19 protein-coding genes are annotated in these 20387 nt (G+C 60.6%); 12 read left to right on the forward strand and 7 right to left on the reverse strand.

Going from position 1 to position 20387, the window contains the following annotated elements:
- Positions 1–12 precede the first annotated feature (12 nt).
- Positions 13–2055 carry a S9 family peptidase gene (locus tag JJ889_RS14890; protein ID WP_291896448.1) on the forward strand — a complete coding sequence of 681 codons (2043 nt, stop codon included), beginning with the start codon at positions 13–15 and terminating at the stop codon, positions 2053–2055.
- Positions 2052–2975, forward strand: a complete 924-nt coding sequence (locus JJ889_RS14895) for a carbon-nitrogen hydrolase family protein (RefSeq protein WP_291896450.1) — start codon at positions 2052–2054, stop codon at positions 2973–2975. The genes JJ889_RS14890 and JJ889_RS14895 overlap by 4 nt, the downstream gene beginning before the upstream one ends.
- Here the strand turns inward: JJ889_RS14895 and JJ889_RS14900 are convergent.
- Positions 2972–3601, reverse strand: a complete 630-nt coding sequence (locus JJ889_RS14900; RefSeq protein WP_291896452.1) for a glutathione S-transferase family protein — start codon at positions 3599–3601, stop codon at positions 2972–2974. The genes JJ889_RS14895 and JJ889_RS14900 overlap by 4 nt on opposite strands.
- Positions 3602–3609: 8 nt before the next feature.
- Entirely contained in the window at positions 3610–5358 is a 1749-nt protein-coding gene (locus JJ889_RS14905) for an amidase (protein ID WP_291896454.1), read from the reverse strand.
- A gap of 270 nt (positions 5359–5628) precedes the next feature.
- Between JJ889_RS14905 and JJ889_RS14910 the strand changes: the two genes are divergently transcribed.
- The 4 genes from JJ889_RS14910 (at position 5629) to JJ889_RS14925 (ending at position 8608) form a co-directional block, all read left to right on the forward strand.
- Positions 5629–6483 carry a hypothetical protein gene (locus JJ889_RS14910; RefSeq protein ID WP_291896455.1) on the forward strand — a complete coding sequence of 285 codons (855 nt, stop codon included), beginning with the start codon at positions 5629–5631 and terminating at the stop codon, positions 6481–6483.
- Positions 6484–6546: 63 nt separating this feature from the next.
- Positions 6547–7335, forward strand: a complete 789-nt coding sequence (locus JJ889_RS14915) for a hypothetical protein (RefSeq protein ID WP_291896457.1) — start codon at positions 6547–6549, stop codon at positions 7333–7335.
- Between the two features lie 222 nt (positions 7336–7557).
- Positions 7558–7881, forward strand: coding sequence for a hypothetical protein (locus JJ889_RS14920; protein ID WP_291896459.1), 324 nt, complete (start codon positions 7558–7560; stop codon positions 7879–7881).
- A gap of 61 nt (positions 7882–7942) precedes the next feature.
- Positions 7943–8608, forward strand: coding sequence for a glutathione S-transferase (locus JJ889_RS14925; RefSeq protein ID WP_291896461.1), 666 nt, complete (start codon positions 7943–7945; stop codon positions 8606–8608).
- 45 nt (positions 8609–8653) lie between these two features.
- Here the strand turns inward: JJ889_RS14925 and JJ889_RS14930 are convergent, their stop codons facing one another.
- A complete protein-coding gene (locus tag JJ889_RS14930) occupies positions 8654–10078 on the reverse strand; it encodes a M20/M25/M40 family metallo-hydrolase (protein WP_291896464.1) in 1425 nt (474 codons plus the stop codon).
- A 95-nt stretch (positions 10079–10173) separates the two neighbouring features.
- On the opposite strand from JJ889_RS14930, the gene JJ889_RS14935 reads away from it, so the two are divergent.
- Positions 10174–11064 (forward strand): pirin family protein, encoded by an 891-nt coding sequence (locus tag JJ889_RS14935; RefSeq protein WP_291896466.1) that lies wholly within the window; start codon positions 10174–10176, stop codon positions 11062–11064.
- On the opposite strand, the gene JJ889_RS14940 is transcribed toward JJ889_RS14935, so the two are convergent.
- On the reverse strand, positions 11061–11927 hold the full coding sequence (locus JJ889_RS14940) for a hypothetical protein (protein WP_291896467.1): 867 nt from the start codon (positions 11925–11927) through the stop codon (positions 11061–11063). The genes JJ889_RS14935 and JJ889_RS14940 overlap by 4 nt on opposite strands.
- A gap of 405 nt (positions 11928–12332) precedes the next feature.
- On the opposite strand from JJ889_RS14940, the gene JJ889_RS14945 reads away from it, so the two are divergent.
- From JJ889_RS14945 to thrC, 5 genes are all read left to right on the forward strand, one after another.
- On the forward strand, positions 12333–13958 hold the full coding sequence (locus JJ889_RS14945; protein ID WP_291896469.1) for a phosphoenolpyruvate carboxykinase: 1626 nt from the start codon (positions 12333–12335) through the stop codon (positions 13956–13958).
- 282 nt (positions 13959–14240) lie between these two features.
- On the forward strand, positions 14241–14468 hold the full coding sequence (locus JJ889_RS14950; protein ID WP_291896472.1) for a hypothetical protein: 228 nt from the start codon (positions 14241–14243) through the stop codon (positions 14466–14468).
- Positions 14469–14585: 117 nt separating this feature from the next.
- On the forward strand, positions 14586–16370 hold the full coding sequence (locus JJ889_RS14955) for a homoserine dehydrogenase (protein ID WP_291896473.1): 1785 nt from the start codon (positions 14586–14588) through the stop codon (positions 16368–16370).
- Positions 16367–17329, forward strand: a complete 963-nt coding sequence (locus JJ889_RS14960) for a homoserine kinase (protein ID WP_291896475.1) — start codon at positions 16367–16369, stop codon at positions 17327–17329. The genes JJ889_RS14955 and JJ889_RS14960 overlap by 4 nt, the downstream gene beginning before the upstream one ends.
- 3 nt (positions 17330–17332) lie before the next feature.
- The gene (gene thrC / locus JJ889_RS14965; RefSeq protein ID WP_291896477.1) at positions 17333–18604 is read left to right on the forward strand and encodes a threonine synthase; all 1272 of its coding nucleotides are present in this window, start codon (positions 17333–17335) and stop codon (positions 18602–18604) included.
- Between the two features lie 7 nt (positions 18605–18611).
- On the opposite strand, the gene JJ889_RS14970 is transcribed toward thrC, so the two are convergent.
- The 3 genes from JJ889_RS14970 to JJ889_RS14980 form a co-directional block, all read right to left on the reverse strand.
- The gene (locus JJ889_RS14970) at positions 18612–19256 is read right to left on the reverse strand and encodes an RluA family pseudouridine synthase (protein ID WP_291896479.1); all 645 of its coding nucleotides are present in this window, start codon (positions 19254–19256) and stop codon (positions 18612–18614) included.
- A gap of 123 nt (positions 19257–19379) precedes the next feature.
- Positions 19380–20183: a sodium-dependent bicarbonate transport family permease gene (locus JJ889_RS14975; protein ID WP_291896481.1), complete on the reverse strand. Its 804-nt coding sequence runs from the start codon at positions 20181–20183 to the stop codon at positions 19380–19382.
- Positions 20144–20386: a sodium-dependent bicarbonate transport family permease gene (locus JJ889_RS14980; RefSeq protein WP_291896482.1), complete on the reverse strand. Its 243-nt coding sequence runs from the start codon at positions 20384–20386 to the stop codon at positions 20144–20146. Before JJ889_RS14980 ends, JJ889_RS14975 begins: the two co-directional genes overlap by 40 nt.
- Between the last annotated feature and the right edge of the window lies 1 nt (position 20387).

Consider the following 20387-nt stretch of genomic DNA (forward strand, 5'->3'; position numbering starts at 1 on the left):
AGGGAGTATGCTGTGTCGATTTCCATCTGGGCGGCGATCCTCGCCGCCGGAGCGCTCCAGACTGCCGATGTCTCCCGCCCGTTTCTGCCTGAAGACGTGTTCGAGCTCGAAGCCATAGCAGCACCCCAGATCTCGCCCGACGGCGAATGGATCGCCTATGTGCGGCGTTCAAATGACCGTGGTGCCGATCAGGGCATGTCCAATGTCTGGCTCAGCCGGGCTGACGGCTCGCAACAACGTTCTCTGACACCCGGTGATGAAACTTCCTCAGCGCCGCTCTGGGCGCCGGATGGTGAGAGTTTTGTCTATGTCCTCCAGAACGAAAACGGCGCCAGCCTGATCCGATATTATCCGACCTCCGGTCGTCGAGCGACACTGACCCGCCTGGACGGTGGTCTCAATGATCTGGCCTGGTCGCCCGATGGTTCCATGCTCGCTTTTGTCGGCTTTGTCGGTGGCGCAGCACCACAGCCTGCCAGTCTCGGTGTAGAAGCAGACGAAGAGCGCTGGGCAGCACGGGCACAGGTTGAAGACCGACTGGTTTTCCGTCTCGATGGATTTGGCACCCTGCCCTATGGCGATCGGCAAATTTTCATCATGGACGCAAGCTCCGGCCGGATTACCCCCCTCACCCAAACCGCTACTGCTGGTATTGACGCCCTGGCCTGGGAACCGGACAGCCGGTCACTCATAGTTTCCGCGGACCGCCGGGAGCGAGAAACAGACCCGCCCAATACCGAACTCTACCGCATCGACCTGGCCGAAGACGGCTGGATGCAACTGACAAACAGGCTTGGCCCGGACACTGCACCCGCCGTGTCACCCGATGGGCGATACATCGCCTATCTGGGCTATGATGATCAGCGCATGGGGTATCACAATACGCGCCTCTCGCTGCTAGACACCCAGTCCGGCGAACACAGCGTACTGAGTGCCGATCTGGATCGCTCCCTCGCCAATCCGACCTGGTCCTCGGACAGTCAGGCCATCTACGTTCAGTACGAGGACAGCGGCGATACCGTGGTCGCCCGCATCCACCTGGATGGTCGTCTCGAACCCCTGGTAGGCGGGCTGGGAGATCCCGTGTTCGGTCGCCCCTATACAGGTGGCAGTTACAGCGTTGCCTCTGATGGGACCCTGGCCATCACCGGAATCACCGCGACCCGCCCGGCCGAGCTTTTTGTGGGCACGGCAGATCAGGGCTTCGTGCAGCTTACCGATGTTAACTCGGACGCCCTCGCCGGAATCCACATCTCCGATGCGGAAGAAATCCATTTCAACTCACCGCATGACGGGCTCGAAATCGAGGGCTGGGTCCTTTACCCGCCCGAGTTTGATCCGACCCAGCAATATCCACTAATCCTGGAGATCCATGGCGGGCCGTTCTCTGGTTATGGGCCTGTCTTTTCGGCTGAATTTCAACTGATGGCGGCGGCTGGCTATGTCGTGATCTACACCAATCCGCGCGGCTCCTCGGGGTATGGTGACCAGTTCGCGAATGAAATCCACCACGCCTATCCCGGCAATGATCATGACGACCTGATGGGCGCTATCGACTACATGCTCGACCGAGGCTTTATCGATCCTGAACGCCTTTTCATCACGGGCGGCTCTGGCGGCGGAACACTGACGGCCTGGGCCATTGGCACGACAAATCGCTTCGCTGCAGCAGCGGTGGTCAAGCCGGTTATCAACTGGTCGAGCTTCGTGCTGCACTCGGACCTTCCGCCCTTCTTCCTGCGCTACTGGTTCGAAAACCCGCCCTGGGAGGACCCGGAGGAATACTGGCGTCGTTCGCCGTTATCGCTCGTGGGGAATGTCGAGACGCCGACGCTGGTGATGGTAGGAGGAGCCGACCTCCGCACACCTGGCTCGGAAGCCGAACAGTACTACACGGCACTACGCGTTCAGGACGTTCCAACGGCCTTCGTCACCATTCCGGACAGTTTCCACGGCATTTCCAATTCCCGGCCCAGCCGCCTGCTGACCAAGGTCGCGGAAATTCTGCGCTGGTTCGAAACCCATGACCCTGCCCGCGAGGACGCCTCACAATGAGCGAGATCAAGCTGGCCGCTGTTCAGGCTGCCCCAGTATTCTTCGACAAGGCCGCATCGACCGAGAAGGCCTGTGAGTGGATCGCCAGGGCCGGCAAGCAGGGAGCCGATGTAACAGCTTTCGGCGAGACCTGGCTGCCGGGCTATCCGTTCTTCATCGAAGCGCCACTGAGCGAACTCTGGTGGGAAGCTGCAGCGCTCTATCTGGAAAACGCCGTGCTCCTTGACGGGCCGGAAATGGCGCGCATCCGGAAGGCGGCCAAACTGGCTGGAACAGATGTCGTCATCGGTATCGCCGAACTCGACCCGGCAACGAAGAGCAGCATCTACGCAAGCCTGGTCTTCATCTCGAAGGACGGAGAATTGCTGGGGCGCCACCGTAAGATCAAACCGACCCATCACGAACGCTCGGTCTGGGCGGATGGTGATGCCAAGGGCCTCAAGGTCCATGAGCGCCCCTATGGTCGACTATCCGGTCTCAATTGCTGGGAGCACAATATCGTCCTGCCCGGCTTTTCCCTGATCTGCCAGGGCACCCAGATCCACGTGGCCGGCTGGCCCGGACGCGAACCGGAAACGGCGCCCAGTGATCCGGTCTGGTCACGACAGATCCTGCTGTCACGCGCTTTTGCAAGCCAGGCCGGCGCCTATGTGATCGCTCCGGCCGGTCTGCGCCTGACCAAACATGTGCCGGAACGTTTCCGCGAACTCAGCGCCTTCGAACACACCGGCCAGAGCGCGATCATCGATCCACGCGGCGAAATCATCGCAGGACCGGCAGATGGTGAGACCATCCTGATGGCCGAAGCGGATCTGGAAGAAGTGCGCAAGGCAAAATCCGCCTGTGACCCGGCCGGGCATTATTCCCGACCGGACCTGTTCGAGGTGCGCCTCGAGGGCGACAGGATCTATCCGCGCTAGGCCGACGCGCTGGGTCGAGCCTTGACCGCCTGGTACCAGGCCAGGAGGTGCGTTTGCGCCTCGTTCGGCATGACTTTCACCCAGGCAGCAAACTCCACGAAAATGAAGCCTGTGATATCCGCAGCGGTGAAGTTATCACCTGCGAGGAATGCACTCTCGGCAAGCCGCTCGTCCATAATAGCCAGGAAATCCTGCGCCCGGGCTCGACCGCGCTCGGCCAGCTCCGGCACCTGGGCATAGGCTTTGGGGCCAGTCAGCGCAGCATCCGCGAAGGAACGTGCCTTGTTGCGAAGGGCTTCCGCGACCGCGAAGAAACCCTCCTGCTCGCACCGAGCGATCCATTCGGCGACCAGGGCCTTTTCAACCGGATCACGGCCCAGCATGGGCGGCTCCGCCCGCATTTCCTCGAAATAGCGCGTGATCGCCATGCTGTCGCACAACACCGTGCCATCATCGAGTGCCAGGGCTGGCACCGTGCAGCGCGGATTGATCTTGCGGAATTCCTCACCCAACTGCTCACGGGCGCCGAGATCGATCTGTCGGGTCTCGACCTCGATCCCCTTTTCGGCCAACAGCATGCGGACGCGGCGCGGACTCGGCGCCTGATGGTAATCATACAGGATCATGGCTTTTCCTAGCTGAACAGCGGCGGCCGCATATCGGCAACACCCAACCGGTTCTCGATTTCACGCCCCAGCGCCAGAATGTTCCCCTCCTGGAACAATGGCGCCCAGAGCGAGGTCGTCTGGGGCACACGATACAGCGTGTCCGGATTGGCCGGCTCGACATCGAAGGCAGCACGGCTGGCGATCTCGTTGAAGCCGGATTTTATCGCGAGCTGGGGGTGCCCTGTATAGTTGGTGATCGTCAGCATCGCACCGGCGAAATTCGGACCGATCATCGCATCCAACCCTTCGAACAATGTATGCATCTCCCGCATAACCTGTCGCCGGAAACGGTCCACATTGATCAGATCTATGGCTGAAATGAAACGCGCCTGGCGCCAGGTATTGGGCCAGGCGAACGGTGCCTGCCAGCGCAGGTCGTCATCCTGATCGGTCAGGGTGAGTTCCTCGAAGGCCGCCGCGGATTCCGCCTCAACCACAGCAAAAAGCGCGTCGTATGGCAGGTCGGGCAAGGTGATTTCGACCAAGTCTACACCGGCAGATCGTGCGGCCTCCAGCGTGGCGCGATCCGCATCCGACCCCAGCTCGAACCAGGCAGGGTCAAAGCCCACGCGCATACCGCGCACATCACGGGTGAAGTCCGCAGAAAAACCCATCTCGATGGCTCCGGGGTCCTGGCGATCGAAACCGTTCAGGACTTCGAGCACCAGGCCGGCATCCTCCACCGAACGTGTGATCGGACCGATCTTGTCGAGTGACCAGCACAGGGCCATGGCGCCGTGGCGGGAAACACGTCCGAATGTCGGACGCAAGCCGGTCGTGCCGCAGCGATTGGACGGTGAAACAATGGAACCGAGCGTCTCGGTGCCGATCGAGAAAGCGACCAGGCCGGCCGCTGTCGACGAGGCAGACCCGGCGCTCGAACCGGAAGAGCCCTCTTCCGGGTTCCAGGGATTCTTGGTCACACCGTCAAACCAGATATCACCATAGGCAATCGCGCCGTTCGTGGTCTTGCCCAGCAATACAGCACCCGCTTCGCGCAGGCGATCTGCGATGAAGGCGGTCTCGCTGGCGACCCGGTCCCGATACGGTGTCGCACCCCAGGTCGAAGCGATATCGGCAATATCGATGATGTCCTTCATGCCATAGGGGATGCCGTGCAGCGCGCCTCGATACTGTCCGGCGGCGATTTCCCTGTCGGCATCATCCGCCTGGGCACGCGCTATTTCCGGCGTCACCGTGACAAAACACTGTAACACACCATTATGGCGACTGATGCGCTCCAGATAGATATCGGTCAGGCGGCGGGAGCTGAGTTGGCGCCGTTCAATCCACTGTGACAAGCGCCAGACCGGAGCAAAGGCGATGTCAGTGTCACCGGACGGCAACTGACCTGCATCCTGCCCGGAACGAACAAGTTGATTGTCCTGCTCGGGGTAGTCGACATTGAGCAGGCGCGGATCAAAGGAACAGGCCGGCGCGAGCTCGTTGGGCTTGGAGATGCGGCGGAACCGGCTCATGCGGTCAATCCACTCCTCCATGCCATCCACCATCATCTGGCGTTCAGCGTCCGTGTAGCGCACATCGAAAATCGCCTCGGCCGAGCGAATGGTTTCTTCTGTTAGGGGAGATTCGGTCTCCGGATTCGCGGATGAGGCGCCATTTTCTTGCCCCAATGCGGCCGATCCCCCGCCCGCGAGGACCATGCCCGCGGCGCCTGTCTTGAGAAAATCGCGTCTGGATCCACCTTTTTTCATCATCACTCTCCCCATGTGAATTCTGTTATATATCTGATGCTTCGAAGCGTTATCGGCAAGTCCTGATGGCCATTTTATCGAAAGATCGCCAAATCGCCGAAAACTGCCCCATTGTGCGCCACATTTGGCTCTTAACCCTATTACTCGAACCATTCCGGTGAGCTGAAAACGGGGGAGGCCATGACCGCTGAAGCTCCAATCCAATTCCCGCCAAGACCGTCGTCGCCAGACGCCGGGCACGGTAATTACGAGCTAGAAAAATATCGGCAGATGCATTCGCCGGTCGAAATGACTCGGCTGGACAATGCCAAGTCGCTGGCACAGGCACGCCATGCCGATCTGCTGCACTTCCGACAAACCTGGGACGGCGCAATCGAGCCGCCGCAGGAAGTCGCCGAGGGACAAGCCCAGCCGCGCGGCCGTCGAAAGCCGATCGAGCGTGCAGCCGTTTATCCGAAGTCGCACATCCTGCACTTCTCGGTTCTGGCCTCCCTGGTCCTCTTCGAGGGACTGGCCAATGCCTATTTCTTCTCCAAGGGCTCTGATCTGGGCCTGCTGGGTGGCTGGCTGCAGGCGATCACCGTGTCCTTCACCAATGTCATCGCAGCCTTCTTCCTGATCGGCTTCCTCGGCTCGCGCCTGATGACCAACCCTCATCGCCCGATGCATATGGCAATGGGTGCGGTTCTGATCGTCGCGACCTCCATCGCTCTGATCGCGCTGAACCTGACCGCAGCCCACTTCAGGGACTTGCTGGAGTTCAACGCCGCAACGTTGGCGCTTGGCGGAGCTGAAACAACCGGAGAGGTCCTGGCACCTGTTACGGAAGCCCGGATGAACCCGTTCGGTTTTCAGACGCTGGAAGCTTTGCTGCTCTTCATCCTGGGTACGACCTTTGCCGCCATTGCAGCCTACAAGGGCCGCACTTTCTCTGACCCTATCCTTGGGTATGGCGGTGTCACCAAGCGCCTGGAAAGTGCCGCACGTGACTTGCAGAAATGCACGGAAGCGGGCTTCAAGGACGCCAAGAAAATGTCCGAGGCCGAGCTGGAATTGCTGGTCGAGGCCAATGAAGTTCTGCGTGACGTCAACGCAGATCTCGCCGGACCGGGCGTTCGCCGCTAAAGTCCACGAACAAGCCTCCGGCTCACCGGGCCGGGGGCATCCAGCGGAGCGACGGGGGGATAAATGTCGGGACGCGATATCGTAGGGTTCTTCAACCTGATCATTGTTGCCGCGATCCTTGGCGGGATCAGCTACGCAGCCTTCATCCTGAAGCCAGCCGAGTATGACAGTGATACGCTTTGCATGGTTGGTGTCACACCGCCCCATCGCGTCGTCATCATCGACAAGACGGACCTTTATTCACCGCAGCAGGCTGGCTCGATCGAAGGAGTCATCCTGTCCGAACGCGACTCGCTCGAGGTCGGCGAACGCCTCTCTCTCTACGAGCTCAATGAAAGCGGGCAGTTGCGCAACACCAACCGTTTCTCGCTGTGCAATCCGGGCGCCGGAGAGCAGGTCAATCCGCTCTATCGCAATCCGGACCGTGTCCAGGCGCGTTATGAATATCTCTTCTCAGGCCCGCTGGACCGTGCCCTGGCTGACTTGATCAGCCCCAAGAATGCACCAAACAGCCCGATCATCGAGGCGATCGCCCGCCTGAGCCAGGACCCGCAATTTGACCGCACCGTACCGGGCCGTCGCATCGTCCTTGTCTCGGACATGCTTCAGAATTCGGAGATCTTCACGGTCTATGGCCGCAGCCGCGGTGACCTGCGCGACCGCGTACCACCAGCCCGGGATGTCGCGAACGCCATCCGTGAGACCTATGGCGACAGCCTGCGCGGTGTAGAAATCGAAATCCGCCTTATCCCGCGCGACCGCTGGGAAGCCGAACAGCGTGGTCCGCTGCGCAGTTACTGGAATGAAGTGTTCGACCAGCTGGGCACTCGCGTGCGCTGGTCAGGCATTTAGACGCCACCCTACTGCGCCCGGTGTTCATAGCCGGGCGTGGGCTATCCCTTAACGATCAGACACTACCCGGCCCTCGCGGATGCTTGGCCGCTGAGATCAAGGCGCTTTACGCCCTTATCCACAGCGGAGGGCGGTGCGAGCGGTCAATTCTTATTCATCGCCGACTCAAATCGATCCACAATATGTTGTGCCTTGGGAGATGAATGGCACTAGGGATAGAAAATGGTCGATTTCCACACCTACCGGGATGCAGACTGGATCTGGAACCAGAGTCGCAATAATCCCACCGTCAACGAGGACATTCTCAGCTTCTGCTCGAGATCTCCTCACCTGGTCGATTTCGCCTATCGGTTGGCCGACCATGGACATCTGTTCGTCGGCCAGGTTGCGCGGCTTTCCAACTTCACGCTGGCCGACATCGCTGGTGGCCGCAAGGAAGTGGCAGAGCAATTGCGACTGCGCCTGCAAGGTGACGGGCTGGACAGCGGCATGCGCCTGGACGGCTGGAATCCTCCGGGAAGTGTCACGGATGATGTTGGCGAATAACCAGCCTTGAGCTCTGGGAAAGACGCGCTATCTCTTGACCGCCGACAGGAGCTAGCGTGCCATGATTACCGTTCACCACCTCAACAATTCACGATCCCAGCGCATTCTCTGGCTGCTGGAAGAGATCGGCGTCGACTATGAGATCGTGCGTTACCAGCGTGATGCAGAAACGATGCGTGCTCCACAGGAATTGCGTGAGGCCCATCCGCTCGGCAAGTCGCCTCTGATCACGGACAACGGGCAGACCTACGCTGAATCTGCCGCGATCATAGAATATCTGGTGGACACCTATGGGAACCAGCTGAAGCCTGCGACCCACGATGTGCATTACCGGGACTATGTCTATTGGCTGCACTTCTCGGAAAGCTCTCTGATGCCACCGCTGCTCGTGAAACTGATTGGTGACCGATTGACCGAGGCCAAGGTGCCGTTTTTCGTCAAGCCGATCGTCAAATCCATCTCCAAACAGATGGAAGCCAACTTCTCCGGTCCCGAGATCAGCTCCCTGCTGGAGTACATCAACAACCATCTCGGCAAAAACACATGGTTCTGTGGCGAGGGATTCAGTGCTGCCGATATACAGATGAGCTTCCCGCTCGAAGCTTCCGCTGCTCGCGCGCCCGGGTTTTCCAGCTACGCCAATATTGTATCCTTCGTCGACCGCATCCATGCAAGACCGGCCTACCAGGCCGCGCTCGAACGTGGTGGCGAATACGATTACGCATAAAAAAGGCCCCGCTAGCGGGACCTTTGTCATTTCTGTGTCCAGCAGTTATTCGCTAGCCGCTTCCGGGTCTGGCCGGAAATTCACGTCCAGCTCTGCGGCCAGGTAGATCGTGGCGGCATAGGCGGCCACATTCTGGGCGAGGCTCTCCGGATCGATCTTGTCCAGCGTATCGTCAGGCGTGTGGTGTAGATCGAAATAATCCGTGCCGTCCTGATTGAGACGGATGGTTGGCACACCGGCAAACGCCAGCGGAATGATGTCAGGACCACCACCCGGGACATTGCTGCCTCCGCGGATAATCCCCAGCGGCATCAGCTCACGACCAATGGCGTCGATCACCGGATTGGCATCCTCGTTGACGTTGGAAACAAACTGCCAGATCGGACCGGCACCAAAATCGGATTCAGTCGCCAGAACATGGTTCGGGACCTCCGCGGCATGCTGTGCAGCATAAGCGCGTGCGCCCAGGAGGCCGACTTCCTCGGCACCGAACATGACCACGCGGATCGTGCGACGCGGACGTTCCGGCAGACGCGCGATCAGTTCTGCAGCAGCGACCGTGATGGCGATGCCAGCGCCATCATCAACGGCACCCGTTCCCAAGTCCCAGCTGTCCAGGTGACCACCGATCAGGACTATCTCCTCCGGGTTTTCACGACCGATGATGTCGAGCACGACATTGCCGCTGACCACTTCCCCGCGCCAGCCGGCAGTGGAGCGAATGGTGAAATTGATACCCTCACCCAGCTCGTGCAGGCGTCGGATATGATCGGCATCCGGGTTGGAAACAGCGATGACCGGGATTTCCGCCCACTCGCCATCGCTGTCGGAGGACATCATGCCGGTGTGAGGAAAACGACGGATGTCGGACCCCACAGAACGCACCACCAGCGCCTCGGCGCCCGCGCGCTCGGCATGCTGCCAGCCCACACGACGGCGCACATTGGCCGGGCCATATCCCGCACCGGTCTGGGAGCGAACAATCGGCTCACCGTCAACAAAGGCGATGCGACCTTCCAGGGAACCATCCTCAGCCGCCATGAGATCATCGACCGAGCGGAAATAGACGATATCGCTGGAAATCGGTCGCAGGCGCGGAGAACGGCCGGAGCCGCCCAGCGCTGTCCCGTAGAGTGCCTGTTCATACGGCGCATTCATGGTGATTTCCATGTCGCCACGCGTCCAAAACGGCATGTCGAATTCCTCAATGGAAACCCGGTCGAAGCTCAGTTCTTCACCCAGCGCTGCGCCCCATTCACGCGCCCGTGCCTCGGCCTCGGAACCACCCAGGCGCGGTCCGACTTCCGTGGTCAGCGATTCGACGATGTCCCAAGCCAGATCTGATTCCAACGCCTGGTCGATCAGCATACGCGCCGTCTCGGCCTGCTCAGCCGGCAGTTCGTAACGCTCCTGGGCAAAGGCGCCCGCCGTGACCAAGGCGATTGATCCGGCTGCAAGTATTGCCTTCATGTGTTCCTCCACTCACATATGGCGGGCAACTAAGCCTGACCACGCGCGCGAGGCAAGTCGACCTCGCCGCAACCCGTTGAAAGTGGAGCTGTCGCATGCATCAATTTATGGAAATCGCCGGGCGTGAACGCGATCTGGGCGGGTTCAGCGTGCGCAGGGTCCTGCCCTACGCCAAGAAACGAATGGTGGGGCCGTTCATCTTCTTCGACCAGATGGGACCGGCAGAGTTCGCGCCCGGTCAGGGCATTGATGTGCGCCCGCATCCACATATCGGCCTGGCAACAGTGACCTATCTCTTCGAGGGGGCCCTGCAGCACAGGGACAGCCTCGGCGAGGATCTTGTGATCAGGCCCGGCGCCGTTAACTGGATGACGGCGGGTCACGGCGTCGTGCACTCCGAACGCACGCCGTCCCCCGAGCGCGAGGACGGGCATCGCATGTACGGCATCCAGACCTGGGTCGCCCTGCCGGAAGCGGATGAGGATGTTGCTCCAGCCTTTCACCATCACCCGGCAGAGACGATTCCGGTCATCGAAAGGGAAAATGTACGGTTCGACCTGATCCTGGGAACAGCCTGGGGCGCCAAGGCTCCGGTCACCGTCTTCTCGCCCATTTTCTATCTGCATAGCGAGATGGCCGCGGGCTCGGCATTCACCATGGACGTGGACCACGAGGAACGCGCGATTTATCTGGTAGAGGGCGACCTGAGCGTTGATGACCAGATGCTGGAGCCCGGCAGCATGTTTGTTCTACCGGAAAATCTGCAGCCGCGTGTTTCAACATCAAGCGGTGCCCGCATCATGATGTGCGGCGGCGCACCGATGGGCGACCGCAAGATCTACTGGAATTTTGTCGCCTCAAGTGCCGAGCGCCTGGAGCAAGCCAAGGCGGACTGGACCCAAGCGAGCGAAAACGGCTTTCCCAGCGACGGGCGTTTCCACCTGCCGCGGGGAGAAAGCGAACATATTCCGCTACCAGATAACTAGTCTTCGGCGATCAGGGGGCGGGCTTCGCCCGTCTCCGGATTTACGACCATCAGGCGGCTGACGCGGTCTTCACTGGCTATCGTGAACACGATTTCCTCGCGTCCCGGACGCCAGTAACTCCCACCGACATTCCAGCGCGTCTCAGCCGCATAGGCTACGGTTCGAGCATCTCCGCGCAGAACGACAAGTTCGCTGCCGGCCGGGCCTCGTATGGCGAACGCGAGTGCGCCTGTACCCTGCTGCACCGCGGGCAAGCCGACACGCCCGTCTTCAACAGCCCCTTCGATGCGGTGGATCGCACCGCCAATATCGTGCGCGACGATCCAGGACCGCTCACCCTCGCTCAGATCATAGACAAGAGTGTCATTGTCAGCCCATTTGACGTGAAATTCCCGTCCCTCCGTCGAGGTCACGGCAGTCACCTCGCGACTGGCGAGATCCAGGATGAATACGTCTGCAGTAGGCCCCATGCGCACAAACGCCAAGCGAGTTCCGTCTGGTGAGTAATGCGTGTGCGCTTCACGTTGCGCCGTATCAGTCAGCTGGGTGACCTCTCCGGTGTCCAGGTTCATCTCGTAGACATTCCAGGCATCGCTCATCCCGCCGACGGCACCACCAAAGGCAATCCGGTTCTCACTCGGGTGCCAGGTAGGATTGACTGACCACAGCGTTCCGGTGTCCAGCGTCTCGGTCTCGCCGCTGGCGAAGGAATACACATGGATCGAAGCCGAGCGCGCGGACATGTCGAAGCTGAAATAGGCGACACGCTCACCGTCCGGCGAGACCTGCGGGTGGGCGCCCTGCGCGGAGGCAGCGCCGGATACCGCCGCCGTCACCAGCGCAGCAATGATGGAAACTCTCATGAAACCTCTTCTCCGAGCGCGAACCGGTTAGCAATCCTCGTCGTCAAATTCAGCTAACAAAGTCGCGATCTCCTGCGTAGGACACGGAAACGAAAATTTATCACCGCCGCGCTTCCAACAGGGTAAATCCCGGATCTTTCTGCAAACAAAAGGCAATACGGTCACGGCGACCAAAATGTTTGCGATAACATGAACTTCGCCTCAGCCTGGCGTTTTACCAAATCGTGAATTTTGGGCTTTTCCGCACCATCTCGATCTGATACCGGCACGCTATGACATCGGTTATCCCCGACGGGTGATGGGGAAACCGCAACCGGATCGTCCGCGACAGAAGGTCAGCGAGCGACGATCTTGAACCAACAAGGCGGTGCCCGTAGTAACGCACCACCAATCGGGGGTATTTCCATGTCCAATTCGGAAGTTCGTGACGGCGGCCTGGAGTCGCTCGGCATCAAGGCCGGCACAGTTCACCTGAACTGGAATGAAGCACGTCTTTACGAAGAGATTGTTCGTCGTGGTGAAGGTGAAATCGCCGAAGGTGGCGCCCTGGTCGTCAAGACCGGCGTTCACACCGGCCGCTCCGCCAAGGACAAGTTCACTGTCCGTGACGAAACAACCGAAAACCAGGTGTGGTGGGACAATAATGCGTCCATCACGCCGGAGCATTTCGCGACGCTGTGGAATGATTTCCGTGCCCACATGGAAGGCAAGGAACTGTTCGTCCAGCAATTGTTCGGCGGCGCTGACAAGGACCATCGCCTTCCGGTGCGTGTAGTCAACGAGCTGAGCTGGCACTCGCTCTTCATCCGCCATCTGCTGCGCATACCGGCAGTCGACGAATATGAAGGCTTCGACGCCCAGTTCACCATCGTCAACCTGCCTAGCTTCAAGGCCGACCCAGAGCGTCATGGGTGCAGTTCGGAAACCGTGATCGGCGTTGATTTCGATCGCAAGCTGGTCCTGATCGGCGGTACGTCCTATGCGGGCGAAACCAAGAAGTCCGTTTTCACCATCCTCAACTATCTGCTGCCGACAAAGGGCATCATGCCGATGCATTGTTCCGTCAATGTCGGCGAGGACGATGACGCAGCGATCTTCTTCGGCCTTTCCGGCACAGGCAAGACGACCCTCTCCGCTGACGCCAGCCGCACGCTGGTTGGCGATGACGAGCACGGCTGGTCCGAGAACGGCCTGTTCAACTTCGAGGGCGGTTGTTACGCCAAGATGATCCGCCTGTCCGAAGAGGCAGAGCCGGAGATCTTCGCCACCACCAAGATGTGGGGCACGGTCCTGGAAAACGTGGTCATGGATCCGCAAACCCGTGTCCTCGACCTGGATGATGCAACACTGGCCGAAAACAGCCGCGGCGCCTATCCGATCAGTGCCATCCCGAACGCCAGCGAAACCGGTACCTGTGGCCAGCCGAAGAACCTGGTCATGCTGACCTGTGATGCGTTTGGCATCATGCCGCCGATCGCCAAGCTGACGCCGGCCCAGGCCATGTATCACTTCCTGTCGGGCTACACCGCCAAGGTTGCCGGCACCGAAAAAGGTGTGACCGAGCCGACTGCTACCTTCTCCGCCTGTTTCGGTGCGCCCTTCATGCCGCGTCACCCGGCCGAGTATGGCGCCCTGCTGCGCGAACTGATCGCCGAACACAATGTCGATTGCTGGCTGGTCAATACCGGCTGGACGGGCGGCGCTTATGGCACGGGCAACCGCATGCCGATCAAAGCCACTCGCGCCCTGCTCAATGCAGCGCTGGACGGTTCCCTGAAAGGTGCCAATTATCGCGAAGACCAGAATTTCGGCTTCATGGTCCCCGTCGCCGTAGATGGTGTCGATGCCTCCATCCTGGATCCGCGGTCCACCTGGTCCGACAAGGCTGCCTATGACGCACAAGCGGCCAAGCTTGCCGGCATGTTCATCGAGAACTTCAAGAAGTTCGAAGACCATGTTCAGCCCTATGTCCGGGCCGCGGCCCCAAAGCTGCAAACGGAAGAGCGTCGGGTTGAGGAATTCGCCGAGTAGAATGCCTTCCGGTTCAGGTTCTCAAAGCCCCGTCGCAAGGCGGGGCTTTTTTCTTTCTCAATTGAAATTGAAGCGGCGCTGCACGCCGGGCGTGATTTTTCCAACCGGCACACAAATGGCTTGAAAGACCCTGCGCGACCTTCTGCCCTTAAGCGGTAACACCCCAACCGGAATTACGCCCTTACCTTGTCACAGGACGCACTTCCAGGAAATCTGCAGCGCTTTACCTGAAGGCGACCTGGAGGTTTATTTTTCCCTCGATCATTGAAAATGAAGCAAGACGTGGAATTTTCGTTTGACGCTTCCCGATTTTTGGGCATTTCTATATGGGAAGTTTCGCGGGCGCAGCATTCGCCCACCAAACGGATGAGAGAAATGCACCTGTCGAACGACATCCTCGCGATCACGCTCCAGCACCGCTCCGTCGGCGCTGTGACGCCGTTCGGCATTTATTCCTTTACCACAATGACCATGACCTCCTGGACAGGGGGAGCGGACGGCGTGGACTGACGGAATAAAAATTCCAGAACACACCAAACCCGCTCCCCGACCCCGGCGAGCGGGTTTTTTCTTACCCGAACTCCCCACCCCAGCGATCAGACCCAACAAACCCCGAGGATCAAAACCGTGACCCAGTATCAACCTTCCAGCCAGGCCCACCGCTTCAGCGTCCTGAAGTTCGGCAGCTCGGTCCTGCGCAATGCAGACGATTACGCCCGTGTCGCTCACGAGATCTATCGTCACACGCGCACTGGGGAGAAAGTTGTTGCCGTGGTCTCGGCGCTCGACGGCGAAACCGATGCCCTGTTTGCCATGGGTGACCAGGTGGGCCAGGGCTCCAGCGATCGCGTGCTGGCCCGTCTGGTCCGTTGCGGGGAACTGAAATCCGCGGCGCTGATGGGGTTGGCGCTGGAACGCTCCGGCGTCCCTGTAGCTGTGCTTGATCCGCATGAAATGGATCTGGTCGCTTCCGGTGATCCGCTGGATGCCAATCTCTCCGGCCTCAATCGCGATAAAGTCCTGGCCCGGTTTGACCAGGCCGATGTGATCGTAGCGCCCGGTTTCTTCGGTGAGGATGAGGATGGCCCGATCACGCTGGGCCGCGGCGGCACGGATCTGACGGCGGTCATGTTCGCGCACTGGCTTGGGGCCGAACGCGCGCGCCTGATCAAGGATGTTGATGGCGTCTATTCCGACGATCCGGCCAAAAACCCTGAAGCACATCGTTTTGACTCACTGGACTATGAGGCTGCCCGCAAAGTCAGTCATGGCCTGGTCCAGGACAAGGCGATCAGCCGAGCCAAGGCCCTGGATGTCGTCGTCGAGGTCGCCTCGCTTGGCAAGGCCTATGCGACGCGCATCGCCGCCTCCGCAGAAAAGCCAGCCGCCGCCCGCAGCGAGCGCCCGCTCCGTGTCGCCGTGCTCGGACATGGCGCTGTTGGCGCGGGCCTGTGCCAGCACTTGCTGGCACATCCCAACAGATTTCAACTCTCCCCCGTCCTGGTGCGCGACCCGGCGAAACATTCCCCCATCGCCGATGCTCGCCTGAAGTTCACCCAGGACCCTGCCGAGGCCTTGCGCGATGATGTCGACATTGTCGTCGAGGCTCTCGGCGGTACGGGTGTCGCCCGTTCGCTGAGCCAGTCCGCCCTGCGCGAAGGCCGTCATCTGGTTACGGCCAACAAGGCCGTTATCGCGCTCGACCTCGAACTGCTTTCCGGCCTGGCGCTCGAGAACGGGCTGGAGCTGCGCTATTCCGCTGCGGTTGGCGGCGGCACACCCATCCTGGAACATCTCGACGAACTCGGCCCGACGAGCGATGTGCTCGCCGTTGAGGGCGTCATGAATGGTACGTGCAACTTCATCCTCGACGCTCTCGACCGCGGTGAGCTGTTTGCCGACGCCGTTGCTGAAGCCCAGCGACTTGGGTTTGCCGAAGCGGACCCCAGCACGGATCTGGATGGAGATGACGCTGCAGACAAGCTGGCCATCATCTGCCACCACGCCTTTGGCGTAATGCCCGATCTGCGCGATATCGCGCGAGAAAGTCTTTCTGCCCTTTCCCCCGAGCGCATTGAAGCGGCGCGCGAGGCCGACCTGGTGTTCAAACAGGTCGGCCGTTGCGCGGCGGACAATTCAGGCCGCGTCGAGGCCCGGGTGGAATTGCGCGCCTTGCCACGCTCTCACCCGTTTGCATCCTTGCGCAACGAAGCCAATGGTTTCCTCATCCACCGCGCCCAGGGCGCAACCTATATCAAGGGCAAGGGCGCAGGCCGCTGGCCCACGGCCGAAGCTATGTTTGCCGACCTGATGGATGTTCAGCGCAATCAGGCCTGCACACGGAAATCTGCCCGAACACGCCAGAAAACCGCTTCTCAAGCGCAGCGAATGCCGCAAGAATCGATGATATGAGCCAGCTCTCCAACAGCGCGCGAGCCAGCGCGCCCGCCAGCATTGGCAATGTCGGTGTCGGTTTCGATGTCCTCGGCCTCGCCTTCGACGCGGTCCGGGACAGCGTGGAAGCATATCGCTTGGATGAACCTGGGTTGATCGAGCTTGGCCAGGTCACCGGACTGGTTGACGCCCTGCCAGGCGAGGTCTCGCAAAACTGCGCGCTCGCCGCTGCGAAAGCTGTACTGGATGCGGCAGGCGCTCCGATCGGTCTTCGGCTCGATGTACACAAGGGTGTCCCTCTTAGCGCCGGTATGGGCGGGTCCGCGGCATCGGCGGTCGCGGCTGCAGGTGCTGTCAATGCGCTGCTCGGCTCCCCCTTCTCGCCGGACGAGATCCTGGTGCACGCCATGCAAGGCGAACGCGTGTCGGCAGACCCGCCGCCCTGGGACAATGTCATGGCCGCCGTTCATGGCGGGCTGGTCCTGGCGGCCAGGCTGGAACCACCGCTGATCCGCGCCCTACCCCTGCCGGACGGCCTCAGCTGTGTGCTTTTTCATCCGGAACGCAAGATCAACACCCAGGACGCCCGCGACCTGCTGGCTCCAGTGACTGATCGGCAAATCGCTGTCGAGCACAGCCGCAATCTCGCGAGCTTCGTGGCCGGTTGTGCCATTGGTGACCTCGATCTCATCCGGGCCGGTCTCAAGGACATTCTGATCGAACCGCAACGCCTGCCACTCCTGCCGGAGCTGGCGGAGGTGAAGATTGCCGCCATGCATGCTGGCGCGCTCGGCTGCTCGTTCTCTGGTTCAGGCCCCTCTGTTTTCGCTTGGTGCGAAAGCAACAAGCTGGCAGCCGTGCGCGCCAGCATGGCGGAGGCTTTCGAACAGACAGGCTGCAAGGCGGATTGTTACAACGCACCGCTCAAATCCCGGGGCCTGGTCATCGAGTCGGAACCCGTAGCCCTGCGAGCCTGAGACATGCTCTTTCATTCAACGCGCGGCGAGAGCCCCTCCGTTCCCGCCGACAAGGCCCTGCGCGCCGGTGCCGCCCCGGATGGTGGCCTGTACCTGCCCGAAGGCTTGCCCCAGATCCGATCGGGGAGAGCCGTCGGCTCAGTCGCTGAAGTCGCATGTGAACTCCTTCCGAGCTTTTTCACGGGAAGCGCCTTGGAAGGACAGATCGAACAGATCTGTGATGACGCTTTCAACTTCCCGGTACCGATCGTACAGCCGGGTGAAAGCGGGCCTCATATACTCGAGCTCTTCCATGGTCCGACCGGGGCCTTCAAGGATTTCGGCGCGCGGTTTCTGTTCCGGTCCTTTGATCGCATCGCGGATGCTAGTGATCCAATTACCGTATTGGCAGCGACTTCTGGCGATACCGGCGGCGCTGTTGGATGCGCGGCGCAAGGAAATGCCCATGCCGGCGCAGTTATCCTTTTTCCCAAGGGCCGTATCTCGCCCTTCCAGGAACACCAGTTATGTTGCTGGGACAAACCTGTACGCGCGCTGCGCGTCGATGCAGATTTCGACGCTTGTCAGGCGTTGGTCAAACGTGCGTTTCTGGATCAGGACCTGTCGCGCACATTCGGTCTGACGTCGGCAAATTCCATTTCCATCGGACGACTACTGCCCCAGATGAGCTATTGGGCGATGTCTGCAAGGCAGATGCTGGCAGATACGGGTGAGAAACCGGGTCTTGTCATCCCGACCGGCAATCTGGGAAATGCCTTTGCTGCCATCCTTGCACGTGCGCTGGGCGAGCCCATCGGCCCCATCGTCCTCGCAACGAACGCCAACCGCACCCTCTATGACTGGTTTACCGATGGCCAGTACAAGGCCCGCGCCTCAGTCGCGACCCTCGCCAACGCCATGGATGTTGGCGCGCCGAGCAATTTTGAGCGCCTCGCTGCTTTCGAACCGGACGCCCCGGTTGAGGTGGTCCGTGTCACGGACAATGAAATCGAGATGGCAATCCGGGAAGAACACACACTCCACGGATATGTCGCTTGCCCACATACCGCCACGGCATTGGTCGCGCACACCCGCATCAGCGACCGTGTTCGTGCAGAGCGCCCCTGGCTTGTCGGCGCCACCGCCCATCCCTACAAATTCCGTGAAACCGTCGAGCCGCTGATCGGTCAAAAAATCTCACCACCGCAAACGCTTGCCAATGTGCTGGAACGACCGACGACGGTCCGGGACATCCCGGCAGAACTTTCAGCTCTGCAGGCGGCCCTGGCGAGCTGACCGACGGCTAGAACGGTACCGAGCTGGAAAAACACATCTCTTCACCACCATCGGGATGGCGAAAGCCCAATTCCTTCGCATGCAGGCACAGCCGCCCGCGCGCCTGGAACGCCTGGTCGTGCGCATAAAGATTATCGCCCAGGATCGGGTGCCCGAGATAGTCCATATGCACTCGCAATTGGTGGGAGCGCCCGGTAAGGGGCTTGAGGCTGACCCGGGTCATTCCCCCTTCTCGCGCCAGCACCAGCCAGTCCGTAACCGCTGAGCGGCCCCGTTCATGGTCAACCATCTGGCGTGGACGGTTCGGCCAGTCAGTGATGATAGGTTGATCGATACGGCCAACATCATCGTTTACCTCGCCCCAGACCAGGGCCTGGTATTCCTTGCGGGTCTGGCGTTTCTCGAATTGCAGGCCGATATGCCTGTGGGCATGCGCCGTTAGAGCCAGGACAATGACGCCTGATGTATCCATGTCGAGCCGGTGGACAATACGCGCCTCCGGAAACGCCTCACGCGCCCGGCTTTCCAGGCAATCCGCGTGTTCGGCAGGCCTCCCCGGCACGGTCAACAATCCCGAGGGCTTGTCGAGTACCAGGATGTGCTCGTCCGCAAACAGCACCGGCAAAGTCTCCGCGGCAGGCGGATTATACACAAAGGGTCGAGGCGGGGTTGTTCGGGAAGAGATGGCTGTGACCTGTCATTCGCTTGCCCCGTTTCTAAAGCATGCCGCAGACAAGAAAACCCACCGGACCAGTGTCCGGCGGGTTCTCCGCAATCAAGTCACCGCCTGCGCTATCGCGATATAGATCGGAATACCAACAAGCAGGTTGAACGGAAAAGTCACCCCCAGTGACAGCGTCAAGGGCGTCGTCAACTGCGCCTGCGGCAAGGCCATGCGCAAAGCGGCGGGAACAGCGATGTAAGATGCCGAGGCACACAGTGTCATCAACAACGCCAGATCACCTGCCAAAAGACCAAGGCCCAGCCCGACCGGCAGGGCGATGCCCGCGCCGACCGCCGGCATCATCAGCCCATGGGCCAGAAGCGAAGGACGCAATTGCCGCCAGGATTTCACGAGGCCACGCCCGGCCGTCAGCCCCATATCCAGAAGGAATAGGCAAAGCATGCCGCGGAAAATGTCGGAGACAAACGGCTCAACCGAACTCATGCCTCGTTCGCCCGTCATCCAGCCGATCACAAAACTGCCGAGCAACAACATAATGGATCCATTGGTCAGACACTCCCTGACCAGATCTCCATTTGGCCGACTGGGCGCTGAGGGTGCCGCGCTCAGCGCGGCAGGTTGCAGGGTCGCCTGGCTGGCAACGCGGCCCGCCAGGATCAAGTCGGTCAGGATGGCTGGCGCTTCCATCGCGGCAGCAACGGCAACCATATGTCCGCTGGCCGCCTCCCCCAATCCCGCCAGGGCATCCCTGGCAGCGATAAAGGTCACAATGGATATCGAGCCGTAGTGCGCAGCAACCGCAGCCGCATCAACTTGGCCCAGCCGGGTGGTTGCTCTGAGCGCCGTAAATGAGATCAGCGGCAGACAGGCTGACAGGACAATGCCCGCCAGCACAACACTCGCCGCCCCCACCAACTGGCGCCGGCGCCCATTTCCACGCCCCCCTTGAAGCCAATGGCCAGGACCAGATAGAGCGACAGCCCCTTGGATACGGCCTCCGGCAAGGCAAGGTCCGAGCGCACCAGGGCTGCAGTCAGCCCCAGGGCAAAAAACAGGACTGGCGGTGATGTCAGGGTCGCAAGTGCAAGATCAAGCATG

Origin of the sequence: Maricaulis sp., from assembly GCF_017643475.1 — a bacterium.
Classification (GTDB): Bacteria; Pseudomonadota; Alphaproteobacteria; order Caulobacterales; family Maricaulaceae; genus Maricaulis.